This window comes from Allomuricauda sp. CP2A (assembly GCF_001683915.1).
In the GTDB taxonomy this organism is placed as follows: Bacteria; Bacteroidota; Bacteroidia; order Flavobacteriales; family Flavobacteriaceae; genus Flagellimonas.
The window spans coordinates 1-2,722 of sequence record NZ_LXTT01000135.1 but is presented as its reverse complement, the minus strand read 5'-3'; the positions used below and the strand labels follow the sequence as shown (position 1 = coordinate 2,722).

Annotated in this window: 3 protein-coding genes; 1 reads left to right on the top strand and 2 read right to left on the bottom strand. The window is 31.8% G+C overall.

Going from position 1 to position 2,722, the window contains the following annotated elements; all coding sequences use genetic code 11:
• Positions 1–460 precede the first annotated feature (460 nt).
• Entirely contained in the window at positions 461–1,225 is a 765-nt protein-coding gene (locus A7D14_RS16070) for a metallophosphoesterase (RefSeq protein ID WP_067036952.1), read from the top strand.
• Between the two features lie 153 nt (positions 1,226–1,378).
• On the opposite strand, the gene A7D14_RS16065 is transcribed toward A7D14_RS16070, so the two are convergent.
• Both A7D14_RS16065 and A7D14_RS16060 read right to left on the bottom strand, forming a co-directional pair.
• The gene (locus A7D14_RS16065; RefSeq protein ID WP_141673427.1) at positions 1,379–1,909 is read right to left on the bottom strand and encodes a hypothetical protein; all 531 of its coding nucleotides are present in this window, start codon (positions 1,907–1,909) and stop codon (positions 1,379–1,381) included.
• Positions 1,910–1,933: 24 nt separating this feature from the next.
• Positions 1,934–2,722 (bottom strand): hypothetical protein (locus A7D14_RS16060; protein WP_218058545.1); only part of this gene is annotated, 789 nt, incomplete at its 5' end.

Below are 2,722 nucleotides of genomic sequence, written 5' to 3'. Positions count from 1 at the left end.
ATTTTAAATAACCAACTCTATAAATACATATTTATTACATAAAGCATATGACCTAACCCATATCGAAACCAAAACTCCATTTTGCATTAAAATCCATCAATTTTAATGTTAAAATGGTTAAAATTTGTTAAAAGGTGAGCAATTCGGTGCCTCCCAAAAATGACCCTACTGAAAGCCTTGAAAAATGGGCTTTTTTTATATAAAGTTCGAGTCCCGTCCAGACCGCAAAAAGCTTCGAGAAATCGGAGCTTTTTTGTTTATATGCCATTGATTTTTAATAGGTTATAAATTAATTGAAAAATCATATTTCTTATAGCGTGCCGCATTCGTGCCGCATTTTTAATGCTTTTTTACTTCTTTTCGGCATTTTACACAAACCTATTTCACAAAAAGAAGGTTATGTAAAACTGTATAAAACGAATATATCTTCTTACTTTACTACCTCATAAAATCTCGTGAATTGAGAATACAATACTGCTCAGATTTGCATTTAGAGTTCCCGCATAATAAAAGTTGGTTGGCCGAATACCCTTTGATGCCAACCGCTGAAACTCTAATTATTGCCGGAGATACCCATTACCTAGGGCCTGAATATGCGAAACTTGATTTTTTCAAATGGGCATCTGACAACTATAAACGTACGTTTGTAATATCCGGCAATCATGAATATTATGGTGGCTATGATTTGTCTTTACATCAAAAGCCTTTTAAATGGGAAATTCAAAGGAATGTCTTCTTATTGAACAATCATGTTGAGATAATAGAAGACATTAGTTTTCTTTTTTCTACATTTTGGAGCCACATATATCCTGAAAATGAAAAATTTGTATCCAGTGGAGTCAATGATTTTTATAAAATCATGATTAATCAGAGACGGCTTACAGTTGATGATTTTAACAAGCTTCATAACGAAGCCTACACTTTCATTAGGGAAAATCTAAAACCTCTGAATGACAAAACTGTAGTTGTAACTCACCATCTGCCCACACCATTATGCAATTCCCCTGAATTTGAAGGTAGCCCCATTAACAATGCTTTTGTTGTGGATACAACTGATTTTATAACTAAATCCGATATTGATTATTGGATATATGGCCATATCCATAGAAATATTGGCAACGGCACAATGTTAGGAGACACTACAATGGTATGCAATCAATTGGGATACGTTCACATGAATGAGCACTATAATTTTTCAAGGGATAGTTTTATTGAAATTGCATGATGAAGTAAAATTCGCTTTCATACCAAGAGACATGATTCATATAAAATACGTATGATATGCGCTAAATTTTATAGTGTTTCGAAACTGTTTTTGTGTTCTAACTGATTAAATTTATTCTTGCATTTAAACTTAAAAAAACTAGCTAGAAGGTAATCATAAACAATAATTGTCAATTTCTTCCAAAATTTGATTTAGCATGTATCCATCTATTAATGATAAATCCAATTCTGTGGCAAAAGTACATAAGAAGTTATTTAGTTCTTGTACAGTTTCTTGTCTCAAATTGCTATTATTAGGTTCATAAATTTTATAGGCCAATTCCCTGCTAAACTTTTTATCGTATTCACTTTCGGAGTATGTGTCATCATCATATTCCAATTCATCTAAGTAGTGTAAATACCTTTGGTTCAATACCCAAAAGTATAAAGCGGTACGTTCTTCTTTTTTGAGATTATCAATAAAGTTTTCCAACTGTTCCAAAAGCTCAAATTCAAGTTCCATAGGTTTAGCATCAATGCCATAAAAATTAAGTCTTTGGATCAAGCCAGTAATTCTTTTGGTATTTTGCTTTAATTCAAAACAAAATGTCATCAATAACTTACGGAATACTATTTTTTTGACATAGTCAATCGTAACTTCATTGATTTCTTTTGTAACCAATAATTTATCCTCTACTGTAATCAAAGCTTTGCTTGTACGGTATTTAGTTTAGATTCCCCAATCTTTGAGGAACTCGTCTTTTCTCTCTCTTTCAATATATGTTTTACACAAGTATATTTTTCTTTCCAACTCGTTAATGAAATCCAGGGCCCCAGTATTGTTCTTCTTTTGGAGATATTCTTTGTACTTCTCGTATTCTGAGATTTTATATTTGAGCCTCGGGACTCTACTGCCAGAAAAAGTACTACTCAATACAACAAAATCAAGTTTTTGAAAGGTATTAAAATCGATGCCTTTATCTAAGATTAGGTCCAAGAACTCGAATCGGTGTTCATTAAAAAGAGATACTACTATATTAAAAACAGTGTAAACACCTTGTTTATCAGTAGTTTTCTTTAAATAGCCTCTAAGAAAATTTATATGTCTCTCTCTTTTGTCAATAAAAATATTGGTTATGTTATCTGGGTTGTCAGAAATCCTATGATATGGATTTGAATAGTTCAGTATTTTGGTAAATACCTCCTCATAGTTTTCAAGTTCCCAAAGTTTTTTGAAATCATTTTCCAATAATGAACTTTTTGATAAATAGCTTGAATCTTTGAAATGCAAATCCATTAGGCTTATTACGTAATCAGGGTCTTTTTCCAATATGATTTTTAGAACCTCAAGTGAATAGTCGAAATGCCTTTCGGTTTCGTCAAGAATTAGATAGAGATCTTTAACTACGCTCAATTTATCATAGAACAACCTAGGTTGTGTGTTACATATATAGATAAAAAATGTGTTCGGAACGAAAATTTGCCCTTGTCCTGCTCTGAACAAAAGTATGTCTAATAC